The organism is Arthrobacter sp. R4-81 (genome assembly GCF_054792365.1).
Map to the genome: position 1 here is coordinate 2925092 of NZ_CP096445.1, position 16065 is coordinate 2941156.

Annotated in this window: 13 protein-coding genes; 4 read left to right on the top strand and 9 right to left on the bottom strand. The window is 61.8% G+C overall.

Features of this window, described 5'->3' with window-relative positions:
- Window positions 1-41 precede the first annotated feature (41 nt).
- Window positions 42-3053: a bifunctional [glutamine synthetase] adenylyltransferase/[glutamine synthetase]-adenylyl-L-tyrosine phosphorylase gene (locus M1E05_RS13625; RefSeq protein WP_458110852.1), complete on the bottom strand. Its 3012-nt coding sequence runs from the start codon at window positions 3051-3053 to the stop codon at window positions 42-44.
- Between the two features lie 9 nt (window positions 3054-3062).
- A complete protein-coding gene (gene glnA / locus M1E05_RS13630) occupies window positions 3063-4403 on the bottom strand; it encodes a type I glutamate--ammonia ligase (RefSeq protein WP_247045066.1) in 1341 nt (446 codons plus the stop codon).
- Between the two features lie 282 nt (window positions 4404-4685).
- Between glnA and panB the strand changes: the two genes are divergently transcribed.
- Window positions 4686-5591 carry a 3-methyl-2-oxobutanoate hydroxymethyltransferase gene (panB, locus tag M1E05_RS13635; RefSeq protein ID WP_461163274.1) on the top strand — a complete coding sequence of 302 codons (906 nt, stop codon included), beginning with the start codon at window positions 4686-4688 and terminating at the stop codon, window positions 5589-5591.
- 9 nt (window positions 5592-5600) lie between these two features.
- Here panB and M1E05_RS13640 read toward each other — a convergent pair whose 3' ends face one another.
- On the bottom strand, window positions 5601-5765 hold the full coding sequence (locus M1E05_RS13640; RefSeq protein WP_247045068.1) for an SPOR domain-containing protein: 165 nt from the start codon (window positions 5763-5765) through the stop codon (window positions 5601-5603).
- A 157-nt stretch (window positions 5766-5922) separates the two neighbouring features.
- Here M1E05_RS13640 and map point away from each other — a divergent pair, with 157 nt between their 5' ends.
- On the top strand, window positions 5923-6801 hold the full coding sequence (gene map / locus M1E05_RS13645; RefSeq protein ID WP_461163275.1) for a type I methionyl aminopeptidase: 879 nt from the start codon (window positions 5923-5925) through the stop codon (window positions 6799-6801).
- Window positions 6802-6868: 67 nt separating this feature from the next.
- Complete coding sequence (ppgK, locus tag M1E05_RS13650; RefSeq protein WP_458110855.1) at window positions 6869-7672, top strand: polyphosphate--glucose phosphotransferase; 804 nt, start codon at window positions 6869-6871, stop codon at window positions 7670-7672.
- A 46-nt stretch (window positions 7673-7718) separates the two neighbouring features.
- Here the strand turns inward: ppgK and nrdR are convergent, their stop codons facing one another.
- The 3 genes from nrdR to M1E05_RS13665 form a co-directional block, all read right to left on the bottom strand.
- Window positions 7719-8216, bottom strand: coding sequence for a transcriptional regulator NrdR (nrdR, locus tag M1E05_RS13655; protein ID WP_458110856.1), 498 nt, complete (start codon window positions 8214-8216; stop codon window positions 7719-7721).
- Window positions 8217-8334: 118 nt separating this feature from the next.
- Window positions 8335-9705 (bottom strand): histidinol dehydrogenase, encoded by a 1371-nt coding sequence (gene hisD, locus M1E05_RS13660; RefSeq protein ID WP_461163276.1) that lies wholly within the window; start codon window positions 9703-9705, stop codon window positions 8335-8337.
- 74 nt (window positions 9706-9779) lie between these two features.
- Window positions 9780-10286 carry a hypothetical protein gene (locus M1E05_RS13665; RefSeq protein ID WP_458110858.1) on the bottom strand — a complete coding sequence of 169 codons (507 nt, stop codon included), beginning with the start codon at window positions 10284-10286 and terminating at the stop codon, window positions 9780-9782.
- A gap of 164 nt (window positions 10287-10450) precedes the next feature.
- Between M1E05_RS13665 and M1E05_RS13670 the strand changes: the two genes are divergently transcribed.
- Window positions 10451-10921, top strand: a complete 471-nt coding sequence (locus M1E05_RS13670) for a flavin reductase family protein (RefSeq protein WP_309105669.1) — start codon at window positions 10451-10453, stop codon at window positions 10919-10921.
- A 17-nt stretch (window positions 10922-10938) separates the two neighbouring features.
- Here the strand turns inward: M1E05_RS13670 and dnaE are convergent, their stop codons facing one another.
- Genes dnaE through lspA form a run of 3 tightly spaced genes read right to left on the bottom strand, consistent with a single transcriptional unit; the run spans window position 10939 to window position 16002 of the window.
- Window positions 10939-14469 carry a DNA polymerase III subunit alpha gene (gene dnaE / locus M1E05_RS13675; protein WP_458110859.1) on the bottom strand — a complete coding sequence of 1177 codons (3531 nt, stop codon included), beginning with the start codon at window positions 14467-14469 and terminating at the stop codon, window positions 10939-10941.
- A 35-nt stretch (window positions 14470-14504) separates the two neighbouring features.
- Window positions 14505-15431 carry an RluA family pseudouridine synthase gene (locus tag M1E05_RS13680; RefSeq protein WP_458110860.1) on the bottom strand — a complete coding sequence of 309 codons (927 nt, stop codon included), beginning with the start codon at window positions 15429-15431 and terminating at the stop codon, window positions 14505-14507.
- Window positions 15424-16002 (bottom strand): signal peptidase II, encoded by a 579-nt coding sequence (lspA, locus tag M1E05_RS13685; protein ID WP_461163277.1) that lies wholly within the window; start codon window positions 16000-16002, stop codon window positions 15424-15426. Before lspA ends, M1E05_RS13680 begins: the two co-directional genes overlap by 8 nt.
- Between the last annotated feature and the right edge of the window lie 63 nt (window positions 16003-16065).

Consider the following 16065-nt stretch of genomic DNA (forward strand, 5'->3'; position numbering starts at 1 on the left):
GCCGCTGGCGGGCACCTAAGATGTCCTGGGAAACCGCTCGCCTACTGCCCGTAAAATATCCTCTCAAAGACTCCACGGGCGAGCCTGCTCACGCGCAGGTAGTCCTCTTCCAAGGCAGCGGCGTTGCCTGGCTGGTAACCGCACCAACGCGCCACTGCTTCAAGGTCGCGCCGGGACGAGGGCAGGAGGTCTGAGGCCCTGCCGTTCCAGATCACGTTTGCAGACCTGATCCGGCTCGCGAGCCGCCATGCCTTCAGCAGCAGTTCAGCGTCATTCTTTCCAATGAGCTCGAGGGACCCGGCGGCCTCCAGCGCTTTGATGGTGGAGGTGGTCCGGAGCCCGGGATGATGGGCGGCATGCTGCAGTTGCAGCAGTTGAACAAGCCATTCCACATCGCTCAACCCGCCGCGGCCTAGTTTGAGGTGCCTGGCCGGGTCCGCGCCCCTGGGCAGCCGCTCGGATTCGACACGGGCCTTCACCCTCCGGATTTCGCGGATGTCCTGCTCTGAAAGCGATTCCGGATAGCGAATGGGGTTGATGAGGCTCACGAAATCGGCGGCAAGTTCGTCGTCTCCTGCGATTGGCCGCGCCCGCAGCAGCGCCTGGGCCTCCCAGATCAGGGACCACCGGCGGTAATACTCCGCGTAGGAGTCCAGGGACCTGACCATCGCCCCGCTCTTACCCTCCGGACGAAGATCGGCGTCGACCTGCAGGACCCTCTCGGCCATAATCGCCGGCTTCAGCGGCTGAGTCAGGAGGCTGGAGATGTGCCCCACGATTTGGGCAGCCTGCAGCTGGGCTTCCTTTTCCGGAACGCCGGGCAAGCCCCGATGGACATACATGACGTCGGCATCGGAGCCATACCCGATCTCACGTCCGCCTTGGCGGCCCATGGCCACGACGAGGACTCTCGTCTTGAGCGGACCTTCGGAGGATACGATGCCTTCCGCCACCCGGAGCGCCCCGACGATAGCCGCCCGGTCTGTCTCAGCCAGCGCGACACTCACCTGGTCCTGGTCCAGGAGCCCTGCGCTGTCAGCGATTGCCGTGCGCAGGATTTCCCGTCGGCGGATCAGGCGGATCAGCCGCATGGCACTCTCCGGATCCGCATGCCTGGACATCTTGGAGGTGATTTCCAGCCACTGTGCATCGAAGCCAAGCGGTGTGAGGTCCTTTTCCGAGCCCAGCCAGGCCACGGATTCCGGCGAGACCTCCAGCAGGTCCGCGATCAGCCTGGAGTTGGACAGTACGTGGCAGAGCCTTTCGGCCGCGGCTGTGGAGTCTCGCAGCATGCCCAGATACCAATGAGTGGTACCGAGGCTCTCGCTGATGCGCCGGAAGCCGAGCAGGCCGGCGTCGGGATCAACTCCTTCGGCGAGCCATCCCAGGAGGATGGGCAGCAGATGGCGCTGGAGCGCCGCGCGGCGGCTGACCCCGGCAGTCAGGGCCTCGATGTGCCGCATGGCCCCCTGGGGATCGAGATAACCCAAGGCTGCAAGCCGTGCCTGGGCCGCCTCCGGTGAAAGGCGGGCATCTTCGCTGCTGAGCTTGGCCGCCGTGTTCAGAAGAGGCCGGTAGAAGATGCGATCGTGGAGTTCGCGGACTGACCGCTTGGTTTTGTGCCAGGCGGCCAGCAGCGTGTCGGGGTGCGGACGTTCCCGGGAAAAGGGACCAAGCATCGCCTTGGCCAGAGCCCTCAGCGCTTCCTCCCGCACTGGCATCAGGTGGGTGCGGCGCAATTGGAACAGTTGGATGCGGTGCTCAAGGACCCTCAGGTACCGGTAGGCATGGTCAAACCCCGCAGCGTCAGAGCGGCCAATGTAGCCACCAGCGGACAAAGCCGCGATGGCCGACGTCGTATCCCTGTGCCGGAGCGTCTCATCAGACTTACCGTGCACAAGTTGCAGAAGCTGCACGGTGAATTCGACGTCGCGCAGGCCGCCCCGCCCGAGCTTGATTTGCCGTTGTTCCTCTGCCGGCGGGATGTGCTCCGTAACCCTTCTGCGCATCGCCTGGACAGACTCGACAAAACCGTCACGTCCGGCCGAAGCCCAGATGAGCGGTGACACAGCCGCCTCATATTTCGCACCGAGCTCGGTGTCCCCGGCGATGGTCCGTGCCTTCAGGAGCGCCTGGAACTCCCAGCTCTGCGCCCACCGCGCATAGTAGCTCTCGTGGGACGCCAGAGTCCGCACGAGGGGACCTGATTTCCCCTCTGGCCGGAGGTTGGCGTCGACCTCCCACAACCCGGGTTCACGTCCCACCGAGGAAATGGCCCGTGATATTCCTGTGGCCAGGGCGGTGCCGATGGTGTTGGATCGGGCGTCATCCAAGGATCCGCCCTCGATGACGTAAATGACATCGACGTCGGAAATGTAGTTCAGTTCCCGCGCCCCGCACTTCCCCATCCCGATGACCGCAAGGCCCACGTTTGCGACGTCGGACGAGCCATACTGTTCCGCCGCTTCCGCCCGGGACACGGCGAGGGCGGCCTCGATAGCGGCACCGGCAAGATCGGCCAGTTCCCCTCCTGCAGCCGGCATGAAATCAAGCGGATCCGCTGCGCAGAGATCCTTGATCGCGAGATCCACTACTCCCCGGCGGTAGGCAGTGCGAAGCGCCTCATACGCCTCCGGCCCGGTCAGAGCCGCCACCGGCCGAGCCGACCTGGAGTCCGCCTGCACGGAGCGCAGCAGCCGCTCACGGAGTTCCGCAGCATCAGCGGCTGCCGGTTCAGGGCTGACCCTCACGTTGAAGGCGTCCAGATGCTCAGGATGACGGATCAGGAATTCCCCGAGGGCCTCCGAGGCACCGAGGACCCGGTAGAGGGCTTCACTGGTGTCCGGATCGCCGGAAGCAAGGGTTCTGAGCTCCGGATGCTTCTCAAGGAGACGAACAAGGGATTGAAGCGCAGTGTCCGGGCTGGCGGACAGCTGGAATCCGGCAAACAGGACGTCCGGGTGGATGCCTTCCAACTCCGGCATGGCCAGGAAGCGTTCGGCCTTTTCCAGGTCGCTGAAGCCGGTGGAAATCAGCCGACGGGCAAGGCTCATCGCGACGCCCTACAGAATACCGAGATTGCGCTGCAGCTCGTAGGGGGTCACCTGGAGACGGTAATCCTGCCACTCGGCTCGCTTGTTCCGGAGGAAGTACTCAAAAACCTGTTCCCCAAGGATCTGCGGCATCAGCTCTGAATCTTCCATGCTTCGGATGGCGTCGTGGAGGCTTGCGGGCAGAGGATCGTGTCCCATAGCGCGGCGTTCTGCAGAACTCAACGACCAGATGTCGTCCTCCGCCGCTGCCGGCAGTTCATACCCTTCTTCGATGCCCTTCAGTCCAGCCCCAAGCAGCACGGCGTACGCAAGGTAGGGGTTGGCAGCGGAGTCTATTCCGCGGTACTCGATCCGTGCGGACTGGCCTTTTCCGGGTTTGTACAAGGGAACCCGCACCAGGGCCGAACGGTTGTTGTGGCCCCAGCTGAGGTAGCTGGGCGCTTCTCCCCCGCCCCAAAGCCGCTTGTAGGAGTTGACGAACTGGTTGGTGATCGCCGTGAATTCCGGCGCATGCTTGAGGATTCCCGCGATGAACTGACGGGCCGTTTTGGACAGCTGGAACTCTGCACCGGCTTCATAAAAAGCGTTGGTATCGCCTTCAAACAGTGAAAAGTGCGTGTGCATGCCGGAACCCGGGTGATCGGTGAACGGCTTGGGCATGAACGTGGCGTAGGTACCCTGCTGCAGGGCTACTTCCTTGATGACGGTCCGGAAGGTCATGATGTTGTCAGCGGTCTGCAGGGCGTCGGCATACCGAAGGTCGATTTCGTTCTGCCCCGGACCTGCTTCGTGGTGGCTGAACTCGACCGAGATCCCCACCGATTCCAGCATCGTCACGGCGGTGCGCCTGAAGTCCTGCGCCACGCCGCCCGGGACGTGGTCAAAGTACCCGCCCTCATCCACTGGTACGGGAGCACCGTCGGGGCCAGGCTCCTGGGACTTGAGGAGATAGAACTCGATCTCGGGATGGGTGTAGCAGGTAAAGCCCATGTCCGCTGCCTTGGCGAGCGTGCGTTTGAGGACGTTACGCGGATCGGCGGCTGAAGGTTCGCCGTCGGGCGTCAGGACATCGCAGAACATTCTTGACGTCTGCTCAGTCTCACCACGCCACGGCAGGATCTGGAAGGTTGAAGGATCCGGCTGGGCCAGCATGTCTGATTCGAAAACACGGGCGAGGCCTTCGATTGCTGACCCGTCAAAACCCAGGCCTTCCTCAAAGGCCCCCTCAACCTCAGCCGGAGCCAGAGCCACAGATTTAAGCGAACCCACGACGTCGGTGAACCAGAGACGCACGAATCGAACGTCACGTTCTTCGATCGTCCGCAGGACAAACTCTTGCTGGCGGTCCATGATGGCCTCTTCTCCGGTTCAACGTGCGTGCCCCGGGTGTCTCGGAAGCCGGCGGCAGTCTCACGATTCACTTTACTAAGCATTCCGGCCTGATGCGGGAGCCAGTGCCCCGCGTAACACAGCGTTAACACGGAGAGCCTTTATAAGTCACCGATTCGGGGTGTAAGCCGGGTATTCCCGGCCTCGCTAACCGCACTCAGCGCGCCAGGTGTGACTCTTTTCACCTGTCTGGCGGCTACGGGCCAGTAGCTAGGACGCTTGGTATCGCATTACGCTCTAGCCATGGCCACAAGCAACAGCTCCGATTCCAGCATGCCCGCAGAAGTACCTGCCCCTTACGGAAACGGGCCTGTCCCCGCTGTCGGGCCAACTGCGGAGACGGCTCCCAAGCGGCTTCCGAAGGTCCGGACCCATCATCTGCAGCAGGCCAAGAACGAAGGCCGGCGCTTTGCCATGCTCACTGCCTACGAGCAGTACACGGCGGAGATTTTTGATGAAGCCGGCATCGAAGTACTCCTGGTAGGTGACTCCGCGTCAAACAACGTTTTTGGAAACGAAACCAGCCTTCCCGTGACCGTGGATGAGCTCCTCTCGCTCTGCCGTGCCGTTGCGCGCTCCGCAAAGCGTGCCCTTGTGGTGGCTGACCTTCCGTTCGGCAGTTACGAAATTTCTCCCCAGCAGGCTGTAGCTACCGGCGTCCGCTTCCTCAAGGAAGGGCTTGCCCATGGCGTAAAGATTGAGGGCGGGAAGTTCTACGCTGAAACAGTGCGGGCCATGGTCCAGGCCGGAATACCGGTTATGGCGCACATTGGCTTTACACCCCAAAGCGAGCATGCGTTGGGTGGCTACCGGGTGCAGGGGCGTGGCGACGACGCAAAGCGCCTCATCGAGGATGCAACTGCTTTGGCCGAGGCCGGCGCCTTCTGTGTACTCATGGAAATGGTGCCCGCCGACACGGCCGCCGCCGTAGACGCGGTAGTGGACGTACCGACCATCGGCATCGGTGCCGGCAATGCCACCACGGGTCAGGTCCTTGTGTGGCAGGACATGGCCGGGTTGCGGGGCGGCCGGATGGCCAAGTTTGTCAAGCAGTACGCGGACCTCCGCACTACCTTGAGCGATGCAGCCCGTGCGTACGGTGAAGACGTCCGCTCCGGCCAATTCCCCGGGCCGGAGCACAGCTTCTAGCCGGGGCGTTCAGTCCTCTTCGTCCTTCTCCCACGCTTCGTTACGGGCCCGTACTTTCTCCAGCGCGTGTTCGGCCTCTTCGCGCGTCTTGTACGGGCCAATCAGCTGGCTCCAGTCAGACATCGCGTCCTCTTCCACCTCGTGGGTGTTGACGTTGTACCAGTACTCGGTCATGGTTCCTTCCCCGCATCCGCTCCACGTGGCTCCAATGCTTCGTGAGCCCTGTAACTTGATCGGCTGAGGCTTCGCTGACTGTTCGGTTCCGTTTCCGGTTCTGTTACATTGCCGATTCTGTTACTTGGCCCACGACGGCGCCTTATATGATCAATCTATGCCTTCCCTAGCCTCGACTGCACCCATCGGCACCCTCATACCGGGAACCGTGAGTCCCCAGCTGCCGGTTCCCGCGTCGATCCCCCGGCCCGAGTATGTGGGGAAGCCCGGGCCTGCGAAGTTCACGGGTTCGGAGATTAAATCCGCTGAGACCATCGAGAAGATCCGCGTTGCCAGCCGCATTGCTGCGCGGGCCATCGTCGAGGTGGGCAAGCATATCCGGCCAGGTGTCACCACCGATGAGCTGGACAGAGTTGGCCACGAGTTCCTTCTTGATCATGGTGCCTACCCCTCAACACTGGGCTACCGCGGTTTTCCCAAGTCCCTATGCTCCTCGCTTAATGAAGTCATCTGCCATGGGATCCCTGACAGCACCCGCGTTCAGGACGGGGACATCCTCAATATCGATATCACCGCCTACATCGACGGCGTCCACGGCGATACCAACTACACCTTCCTCGTGGGCGACGTCGACGAGGAATCACGGCTTCTGGTGGAACGTACGCAGGAATCGCTAAACCGGGCCATCAAAGCTGTCGCCCCGGGCCGTGAGATTAATGTCATCGGCCGGGCCATCCAGTCCTATGCAAAGCGGTTCGGCTACGGTGTCGTTCGGGATTTCACCGGCCATGGCGTCGGTGAAGCCTTCCACACAGGCCTCATCATTCCGCACTACGACGCCGCTCCCGCCTATAACACAGTGATCGAGACCGGCATGGTGTTCACCATCGAGCCGATGCTCACTCTGGGGACTGTGGAGTGGGACATGTGGGAGGACGACTGGACAGTAGTGACCCGCGATCGTAAACGCACCGCACAGTTTGAACACACGCTCCTGGTGACTGAGACCGGCGCGGAAATCCTCACACTCCCCTGATAGCCCAGTACCACCTCAGCCGCCGAGCTGATCCCCTAGCCCGCAACCTGCCACGAACGGAAGCCCATTGGCCAAGAAGGACGCTAAAACCGTGAAAAATGCCCCGCTGATCGGAATCGACATTGGGGGCACCGGAATCAAGGGCGGAGTCGTCGACCTGAAGAAAGGCAAACTCCTGGGCGAACGGGTTCGGATCCCCACACCCCAACCGGCCACACCGGCCGCGGTTGCCGAAGTGGTGGCCCAGGTGGTCCAGGAACTCGCCACCCAGCCCCACGCCCCGGCCCCGGACTCCCCCGTGGGTGTCACCTTTCCCGGCATCATCCAGCACGGGATGGTGCTGTCGGCAGCCAACGTTGATAAGTCCTGGCTCAATACCGATATCGACGGCATGCTGACTGCGCGCCTGGGACGGCCCGTGGAAGTGATCAACGATGCTGACGCGGCCGGCCTTGCCGAAGCCCGCTTTGGAGCCGGTGAAAACGTCAAGGGCACGGTCCTGGTCATCACGCTGGGTACCGGAATCGGTTCAGCATTCATCTTCGACGGGAAACTGGTCCCCAACGCCGAACTGGGGCACCTGGAGATCGATGGCTTTGACGCCGAAACGAAAGCCTCTGCTGTCGCACGTGAAAGGGATGGACTGAGCTGGGAAGAGTACAGCGTGCTGCTGCAGCGGTACTTCTCCCACGTCGAGTTCCTCTTTTCCCCGGAACTCTTTATTGTCGGCGGCGGAATCTCCAAGCGGGCGGATGAATACCTGCCAAGGCTGAAACTGCGCACCCCGATCGTTCCCGCGGTGTTGAAGAATGACGCAGGGATTGTTGGCGCAGCGGTTGAAATCGCACTGAAGCACAAGCTCGTCAAGTAGGGGCCGGCGGCGGCCGCGGCTTCCCCTCCGCGGCCACCACCGGAGTCTAAAGCTGGCTGGTCTCCGTGCTCTTCCCCTGAGCGCTTTTCGCTTCCACTTCCGCTTCATGGCGGAGCAGCGAAATGGCGGACTCGAAGTCCTCCAGGGATTCAAACGCCTGATACACGCTTGCGAACCGCAGGTAGGCCACCTTGTCCAGCTTCTGAAGGGGGCTCAGGATCGCAAGACCAACTTCGTGCGCGTCGATTTCGGCTGCGCCGGATGCGCGGATGGTCTCCTCGACTTCCTGCGCCAGCATGGCCAGGTCATCCTCGGTGACAGGACGGCCCTGGCAGGCTTTGCGAACGCCGTTGATGACTTTGCTCCGGCTAAAGGGCTCGCCGACACCGGAGCGCTTGATCACGGACAGGCTTGTTGTCTCCACTGTCGTGAAGCGGCGGCCGCATTCAGGGCATTGGCGACGACGGCGAATGGCAGAACCGTCGTCGGCCATCCGGCTATCGACCACGCGGGAATCAGGGTTACGGCAAAACGGACAATACACGTTTGGTTCTCCCCTCGTCCGCCTTCAGTTTACGACTACATCTAGCGGAATAACAAGGCTGTAATTACTACATATGGTAAAAGCAAGGGCAATCGGCCGCCTGCTTTTGCTTTTTGGACTAATCCGCGAAACGCGCTGTTACCGCCTGGCCGTGGGCGGGGAGGTCTTCTGCATCCGACAGGCTAAGGATGTGGCCACTGACATCGCGCAGTGCTGATTTGCTGTAATTGATCACTTGGATAGCACGCAGGAAAGTGGTGACGTTGAGGCCGGAAGAGAACGCGGCCGTGCCGCTGGTCGGAAGGACGTGGTTTGATCCTGCACAGTAATCACCAAGGCTCACCGGGCTGAAATCTCCCACGAAGATGGCCCCCGCGTTGCGGATACGCGCCGCTACAGATGCAGCGTCCTCCGTCATGATCTCCAGGTGCTCGGCAGCGTAAGCGTCACAGACGGCGATGCCTTGTCCGATGTCGTCGACCAGAACCACTCCGGACTGGGGACCCGAGAGCGCCTTACGCACACGGTTGCTGTGCTTTGTGGCAGCGACCTGCAATGCAAGCTCTGCACGGACTGCGGCGGCGAGGGGTTCGGAATCAGTGATCAGCACGGAAGCGGCCTTGGGATCGTGTTCCGCCTGGCTGATCAGGTCCGCTGCCACCAAGGCCGGAGTAGCACTGGCGTCTGCGAGGATGGCGATTTCCGTGGTTCCGGCCTCGGAATCAATCCCGACTACCCCCTTCACCAGGCGCTTTGCTGTAGCCACGAAGATGTTTCCAGGCCCGGTCACCACATCTACCGGATCGAGTGCAGGCCCTGTGGACCCGCCGGGAATTCCGTAGGCGAACGCGGCGATGGCCTGGGCACCACCGATGGCATACACCTCGTCGATGCCCAACAGGGCAGCTGCCGCAAGAATAGTGGGGTGCGGGAGCCCACCGAAATCCTTCTGGGGTGGCGAGGCCAGGGCTATTGACTCGACTCCTGCCGCCAGCGCGGGCACAACGTTCATGATCACCGAAGAGGGGTAGACGGCAAGACCGCCCGGAACATAAAGGCCCACCCTGGCAACCGGAACCCAGTTCTGGCTTACGACCGCCCCCTCGCCAAGCTCGACGTCGATACTGGCCGGCCGTTGGGCTTCCGCAAACCGGCGTGCCCTGCTAATAGACTCCTGGAGAGCGGACCTGACCTCAGGATCAAGGTTCTCCAGTGCGCGTTGCAGTTCTTCCGCCGCGACCCTCGGATGACGCTGCTCAACGCCGTCGAATAACCTGGCCAGGTCCCTGAGGGCATCAAATCCCCTGCTGCGGACGTCGCTGATGATTTCCAGTACCTTCTGCTCAGCGTCGTCGGCAGTGCTGCCCTGCGCACGCGGCATGGCCGTACGCAACTCGGCCAAGGAGAGAACCTGACCCCGGAGATCAACGCTGCGGAAATTCAGCGTCGGCGAAGGGGCGCTCTGGGTGGTGTCTGGAGAAGAGGTCACCCGAACATTTTACGGGCTAACTCCGGCGGGGCCGCGCCGCCGACAGGACGAAGACACAAAGGCAACCAAAAGCGTCAGTCAGCGATCTCTGCCGGCCGGCGCATAAGACTCACGAGATTGACGACAAAGACCGACAGCGCTGTGGCGGCCGGCCACACAAGAAGCACCGGGTAGGCCCGCAGCGAGAAAGCGATGCTTGGATTAGCTGATGCATCCTCTGCCGTTCCCCACCACTCTGCTGCGAGGATCCCCACCCGCCAGGCGATCACCGATGCAACCGCTCCGCAAAGCACAGCGATCACTATGTTCCGGACTGTCGGCCCGTCCTTTCCGGAAATCAGTACTCCGGTCATGCACCCGCCCAAGAGGAGGAGCCCGGCCAGGACCAGGTCCCGGGGCAGCCATCCGGTGGTGTTCATCCCGGATGCCAGCCCGGGATCTCCGCTCAGGAGATTAAGGCCGCTGGGGGCAAGCAGCCACCAGGCGACGCCGAGCGGGATCCCGGCAAGCAGGATGAGCGCCGGCGCGATGACCGCGGTCCACCTACGGGGAGCGGTGCGGGGCGTCGCTGGCTGTTTCATGAGGGAAACGCTAACAAAGGATCGCCCTTCTATAACAACCGGGGAGCGGCCGGCACCGGCGGAACGATCTCCCGCAGCGCCGGATAGGCTGGGAACCGGGATTTTTACGTTCAGAAGCAGGGAGTTCGATCACAGTGGCCCCAAATGAGGCAGCCTTCGAGGGCATGTTCCGGGAAATGTTCCGCCGCCACGCTGCCGGTGTGTCCATTATCACCGTCAATTACAACGGCGTTCCGTTCGGTTTCACGGCAACGTCAGTCGCTTCGCTCTCGGCCAAGCCGCCCCGTTTCACCTTCAACATGGCCCGCAGCTCCAGTTCCTGGCCCGCGGTGGCGAACACTTCGCATATCGGGCTGCATATGCTCGGACTTGAAAACCAGCCCCTCGCTGACCGGTTCGCACGAACCAAGGACCGCTTCGAGGGCGACCACTGGGCGCTCGGACCACACGACGTGCCTATTCTGAAGGATGTGACGGGCTGGCTGATCGGCAAGATCCAGATGCGGCTCTCCTTCGAGAACAACGCCGTAGTGGTCGTTGAGGTCGTGGACGGCCAGGTGGGCGAGGATGGCTCGCCGCTGCTCTACCACTCGGGCGGATATGGCCAGCCCGTCCCCCTGGATTATGAGATCTGATTCGGACTGACTCGGCACTAGTTGTCCAGGCAGGTTGGCCCCAGTAGCACCTTCAGGTCCCCGAACAACGACGGCGTCGGGTTGACCCGGAGATGAACCGGCAGGCCCATCACCTCTACCCTTGTATCCCCCTGGAGCAGCAGCCGGACCTCGGACGTTCCGCGGTGGGTTCGCAACACATCGCCGAGTTCGGTGACGACAGCTTCGGTTGCTTTATGGGTCTGCATGGTGATGACAACGGGACCGTTCATGTTATCGCTGAGGTCCGGGACGGACAGCTCCATGCAGTTCAGCGTGACAGCACCGTCGTCGCGTTTCTGCAGCCGGCCCTTGACCACAACGATCAGGTCTTCGGCGAGCACTGAGGCGATGGGGCCGTATACCTGGCCAAAGAACATCACCTCCATGGATCCGCCAAGGTCCTCCACTTCGGCGCGGGCGTAGGCATTTCCACTGGCTTTGGCTATGCGCCTGCTCAAAGACGTGATCATGCCGGCGATAGTGATGATGGCGCCGTCGTTGGGTCCGTCCTCACCGATCACTGATGTGATGGTCTGGTCGGCGTGCTGGCTCAACAAGCCCTCCAGGCCCTGCAAAGGGTGATCCGAGACGTAAAGGCCCAGCATGTCTCGTTCAAAGGAGAGCTTGTCCTTCTTTTCCCATTCCGGCAGGTCAGGAATCTCGGTGGTGAGGGACGCTTCCGGCTCCTGGTCCTCGAAGCCGGCAAAGAGGTCGAACTGGCCTATCGCCTCGTTGCGCTTCAGTGTGATGACGGAATCGATGGCCTCTTCATGAATCATGGCCAGTGCTCGGCGTGGATGCCCCAGCGAGTCAAACGCCCCGGCCTTGATCAGCGACTCAATGGTCCGCTTGTTGCACACAATGGCCGGAACCTTGAGCAGATAGTCCTTGAATGAGGTGAAGGCACCCTCTGCTTCCCGGGCAGCCACCATGGCCTCAACCACGTTGACACCAACGTTGCGGATGGCGGCCATGCCAAAGCGGATGTCCGTCCCCACGGGGGTGAAGTTAACGCTGGACTCGTTGACGTCCGGGGGAAGCACAGTGATGCCCATCTTCCGGCATTCGTTCAGGTACATCGCCAGTTTGTCCTTGTCATCACCAACGCTCGTGAGCAGGGCAGCCATGTACTCAGCCGGGTGATGGGCCTTGAGATAGGCCGTCCAGTAGGAGATCACCCCGTACGCGGCGGTGTGTGCCTTGTTGAAGGCGTAGTCGGAGAAGGGAAGCAGGATGTCCCACAAGGCTTTAATGGCGGCGTCAGAATAGCCGTTGTCACGCATGCCCTGGGAGAAGCCTTCGAACTGCTTGTCCAGTTCTTCCTTCTTCTTCTTACCCATCGCGCGCCGGAGGAGGTCTGCCTGGCCCAAGGAGTATCCGGCTACCTTCTGGGCGATGGCCATGACCTGCTCCTGATACACAATCAGGCCGTGCGTGGTGCCCAGGATTTCCGCCAGCGGCTCTTCGAGCTCTGCGTGGATGGGCGTGATCTCCTGGAGCCCGTTCTTACGCAATGCGTAGTTGGTGTGCGAGTTGGCACCCATTGGTCCGGGCCGATAGAGCGCCAGCACGGCCGAGATATCTTCGAAGTTGTCCGGCCGCATGAGCTTGAGAAGCGACCGCATGGGCCCGCCGTCGAGCTGGAAAACACCGAGAGTGTCACCGCGGGCCAGAAGTTCGTAGGAGGCCTTGTCCGTGAGCTCAAGGTCCTCCAGCACGAGGTCAATGCCCTTGTTGAGCTTGATGTTCTCCACGGCGTCGGTGATGATCGTCAGGTTCCTCAGCCCGAGGAAGTCCATCTTGATCAGGCCGAGGCCTTCACACGTGGGGTAATCGAACTGCGTGATGACCTGGCCGTCCTGCTCCCGGCGCATGATCGGGATGATGTCGATCAAAGGGTCCGAGGACATAATGACGCCGGCAGCGTGTACGCCCCACTGCCTCTTCAGCCCTTCAAGTCCCAGGGCCATTTCGAAGACCTTCTGGGAGTCGGCGTCCGACTTCAGGAGCTCGCGCAGCTCATCCGCTTCCGAATAACGCTTGGCTTCAGGATTGTGCACATCGGCGAGGGCGATGCCCTTGCCCATCACATCCGGGGGCATGGCCTTGGTCAGCCGTTCGCCGGTGGAGAAGGGATAGCCCAGGACACGTGAGGAGTCCTTCAGCGCCTGCTTGGCCTTGATGGTGCCGTAAGTGACAATCATGGCCACGCGCTCATCACCGTACTTCTCAGTGACGTACCTGATAACCTCGGACCGCCGCCGATCATCGAAGTCAACGTCGAAGTCGGGCATGGATACGCGGTCCGGGTTGAGGAACCGCTCGAAGATCAGGCTGTGCTCCAGCGGATCGATGTCCGTGATCCTCATGGCATAGGCTGCCATTGAACCTGCACCGGAACCGCGGCCGGGACCCACCCGGATGCCGTTGTTCTTTGCCCAGTTGATGAAGTCGGCCACCACCAGGAAGTAGCCGGGGAACCCCATCTGCACAATAACGCCGACCTCGTAGTCGGCCTGCTTGCGGACGGCATCGGGGATGCCCTTCGGGTACCGGTACTGCAGCCCGGCTTCGACTTCCTTAACGAACCAGGATTCCTCGTTCTCACCTTCAGGAACGGGGAACCTTGGCATGAAGTTGGCCTTGGTATTGAACTCGACATCGCACCGTTCCGCGATCAACAGGGTGTTGTCGCAGGCCTCCGGGTGGTCGCTGAAGATGGCCCGCATCTCCTGCGGAGACTTCAGGTAGAACTCGTCGGCGTCGAACTTGAAACGTTTGGGATCGGCCATGGTGGAACCCGACTGGACGCACAACAGTGCCGCGTGGCTGGCTGAGTCCTCTGCATGCGTGTAATGCAGGTCGTTGGTGGCCACCATGGGCAGGCCGAGTTCCTTGGCGAGCTTGATGAGGTCGCCCTGGATGGCCCGTTCGATGTCGAGGCCGTGGTCCATCAGTTCGCAGAAGAAGTTCTCCGCACCGAAAATGTCCCGGAAATCCGATGCCGCCTGCTTGGCTTCCTGGTACAGGCCCAGCCTGAGTTTTGTCTGGACTTCGCCGGAGGGGCATCCAGTAGTGGCGATCAGCCCCTGGCCGTAGGTCTGTAGCAGGTCCCGGTCCATGCGCGGCTTGTACAGATAGCCTTCCAGCGATGCCAGCGAGGACATACGGAACAGGTTGTGCATGCCTTGGGTGCTTTCGGCCCACAGGGTCATGTGGGTGTACGAACCTGCGCCTGACACGTCATTGCGGCCGCCATCGCCCCAGCGCACACGGGTTTTGTCCTGGCGTGCCGTACCCGGTGTCAGGTAGGCCTCCACGCCGATGATGGGCTTCACTCCCGCATTGCGGGCCTTATTCCAGAAGTCGAAGGCTCCGAAAACGAATCCATGGTCGGTGGTAGCCAGGGAGTTCATCCCCAGTTCCTTGGTGTGGCTGAAGAGGTCGCCAAGCCGGGCGGCACCGTCCAGCATCGAATACTCGGTGTGGTTGTGGAGATGGACAAACGAGTCGTTGCTGGAAGTCACCGAATCATTCTAGTGCCGACGTCGGACAACCTGCTTCAGGCTTGGCCCGAATCCAGGATCTCCAGGGCGTGAGCCAGGTCCTGCGGATATTCGCTGGTCACAGTGACACGATCCCCCGTCCGGGGATGATCGAACCCAAGCTGGCGGGCGTGCAGCCACTGACGGGTCAGCCCCAGGGAGGCCGCCAACCGGGGGTCGGCGCCGTATGTCAGATCGCCGGCGCAGGGGTGACGCAACGCCGAAAAGTGGACGCGGATCTGATGGGTGCGTCCGGTTTCGAGGTGGACTTCCACCAGCGATGCCTTCCCGAACGCTTCGAGAACCTCATAGTGGGTGACAGAAGGACGCCCGTCCTCAATCACGGCGAAGCGCCAGTCGTGACCGGGGTGCCGGCCAATCGGTGCGTCGATGGTGCCGGCCAACGGGTCAGGGAGGCCCTGGACAACGGCATGGTAGACCTTGTCGACGGTTCGCTCCTTGAAGGCACGCTTCAAGGCTGTGTAGGCATCTTCGGTCTTCGCCACCACCATCACGCCGGACGTTCCGACGTCGAGTCGGTGGACGATACCGGTCCGCTCAGGAGCACCGGACGTGGAGATCCTGTAGCCGGCACCGGCCAGGCCACCCACGACTGTGGGACCGACCCATCCCGGAGACGGGTGGGCAGCGACTCCTACGGGTTTGTCGATGACCACAAAATCGTCGTCGTCCAGCAGGATTTTCAGGCCTTCCACGGATTCCTCCACGACTTCAAGGGGGTCCCGCCGTTCAGGCACGACGACGTCCAGTACGGTGCCGGGCGAGAGTTTGAGGGACTTTCCGACAGCTTTGCCTGCCGCCGTGACATTCCCCTCGGCGATGAGGGTGGCGGCCAGTGAGCGGGAGATGCCCATGAGCTTGGCAAGACCCGCATCTACACGAGTCCCGGCGAGCTCAAGGGGCACTATAACGCGTTCAGGCACTGTGATCCGTCGATTTTTTGGTGTTCGTGTGGATGTGGCGCGACCCGTCAAGGCCTATTCCCTTAAGGGTCAATATGCAGATGATTGCCACCGCGGAAACCACCGCCGAGTCAGCAATGTTGAAGATGGCGAAATTGGGCAACTGAATGAAGTCCACCACGTGCCCCATGGCAAACGAAGGTTCCCTGAAGAGCCTGTCCGTCAGGTTCCCCAGTGCGCCCCCCAGCAGGAGCCCCAAGGCCAGTGCCCACCAGGCCGAACCCAACCGCCGGAGCTGGAAAAGGATGGCGATCGAGACCACGGACATGATGATGGTGAAAACCCAGGTTACGTTCTCGCCAATGGAGAAGGCGGCCCCGGAGTTTCGGATGTAGTACCAGTGAAGCAGCGGGGGAAGGACAGGGATGCGTTCGCCCTCTACCATCGTGCTGGTTACCCAGAGTTTGGTCAGCTGGTCAAAGACATAGGCGAATACAGCGAAACCGGCAAACAGGGACAGCAGCCGCAGCCGTCGCGGCCTGGGCTTGGCAGGGGACGGTTGCGCAGCGTCAGGGGCGAGTTCGTCAGTCATGAGGGCTTTCATTCCGGTGCCAGCGAAGCGCTGGGAGACGGACCGCGGGTACGGACCTGTCAG

What these genes read in the sequence shown, in the direction of transcription:
- M1E05_RS13625 (WP_458110852.1), bottom strand. Translation starts at nt 3,053, where the DNA reads ATGAGCCTTGCCCGTCGGCTGATTTCCACCGGCTTCAGCGACCTGGAA.
- glnA (WP_247045066.1), bottom strand. Translation starts at nt 4,403, where the DNA reads ATGGACCGCCAGCAAGAGTTTGTCCTGCGGACGATCGAAGAACGTGAC.
- panB (WP_461163274.1), top strand. Translation starts at nt 4,686, where the DNA reads ATGGCCACAAGCAACAGCTCCGATTCCAGCATGCCCGCAGAAGTACCT.
- M1E05_RS13640 (WP_247045068.1), bottom strand. Translation starts at nt 5,765, where the DNA reads ATGACCGAGTACTGGTACAACGTCAACACCCACGAGGTGGAAGAGGAC.
- map (WP_461163275.1), top strand. Translation starts at nt 5,923, where the DNA reads ATGCCTTCCCTAGCCTCGACTGCACCCATCGGCACCCTCATACCGGGA.
- M1E05_RS13665 (WP_458110858.1), bottom strand. Translation starts at nt 10,286, where the DNA reads ATGAAACAGCCAGCGACGCCCCGCACCGCTCCCCGTAGGTGGACCGCG.
- M1E05_RS13670 (WP_309105669.1), top strand. Translation starts at nt 10,451, where the DNA reads ATGTTCCGGGAAATGTTCCGCCGCCACGCTGCCGGTGTGTCCATTATC.
- lspA (WP_461163277.1), bottom strand. Translation starts at nt 16,002, where the DNA reads ATGACTGACGAACTCGCCCCTGACGCTGCGCAACCGTCCCCTGCCAAG.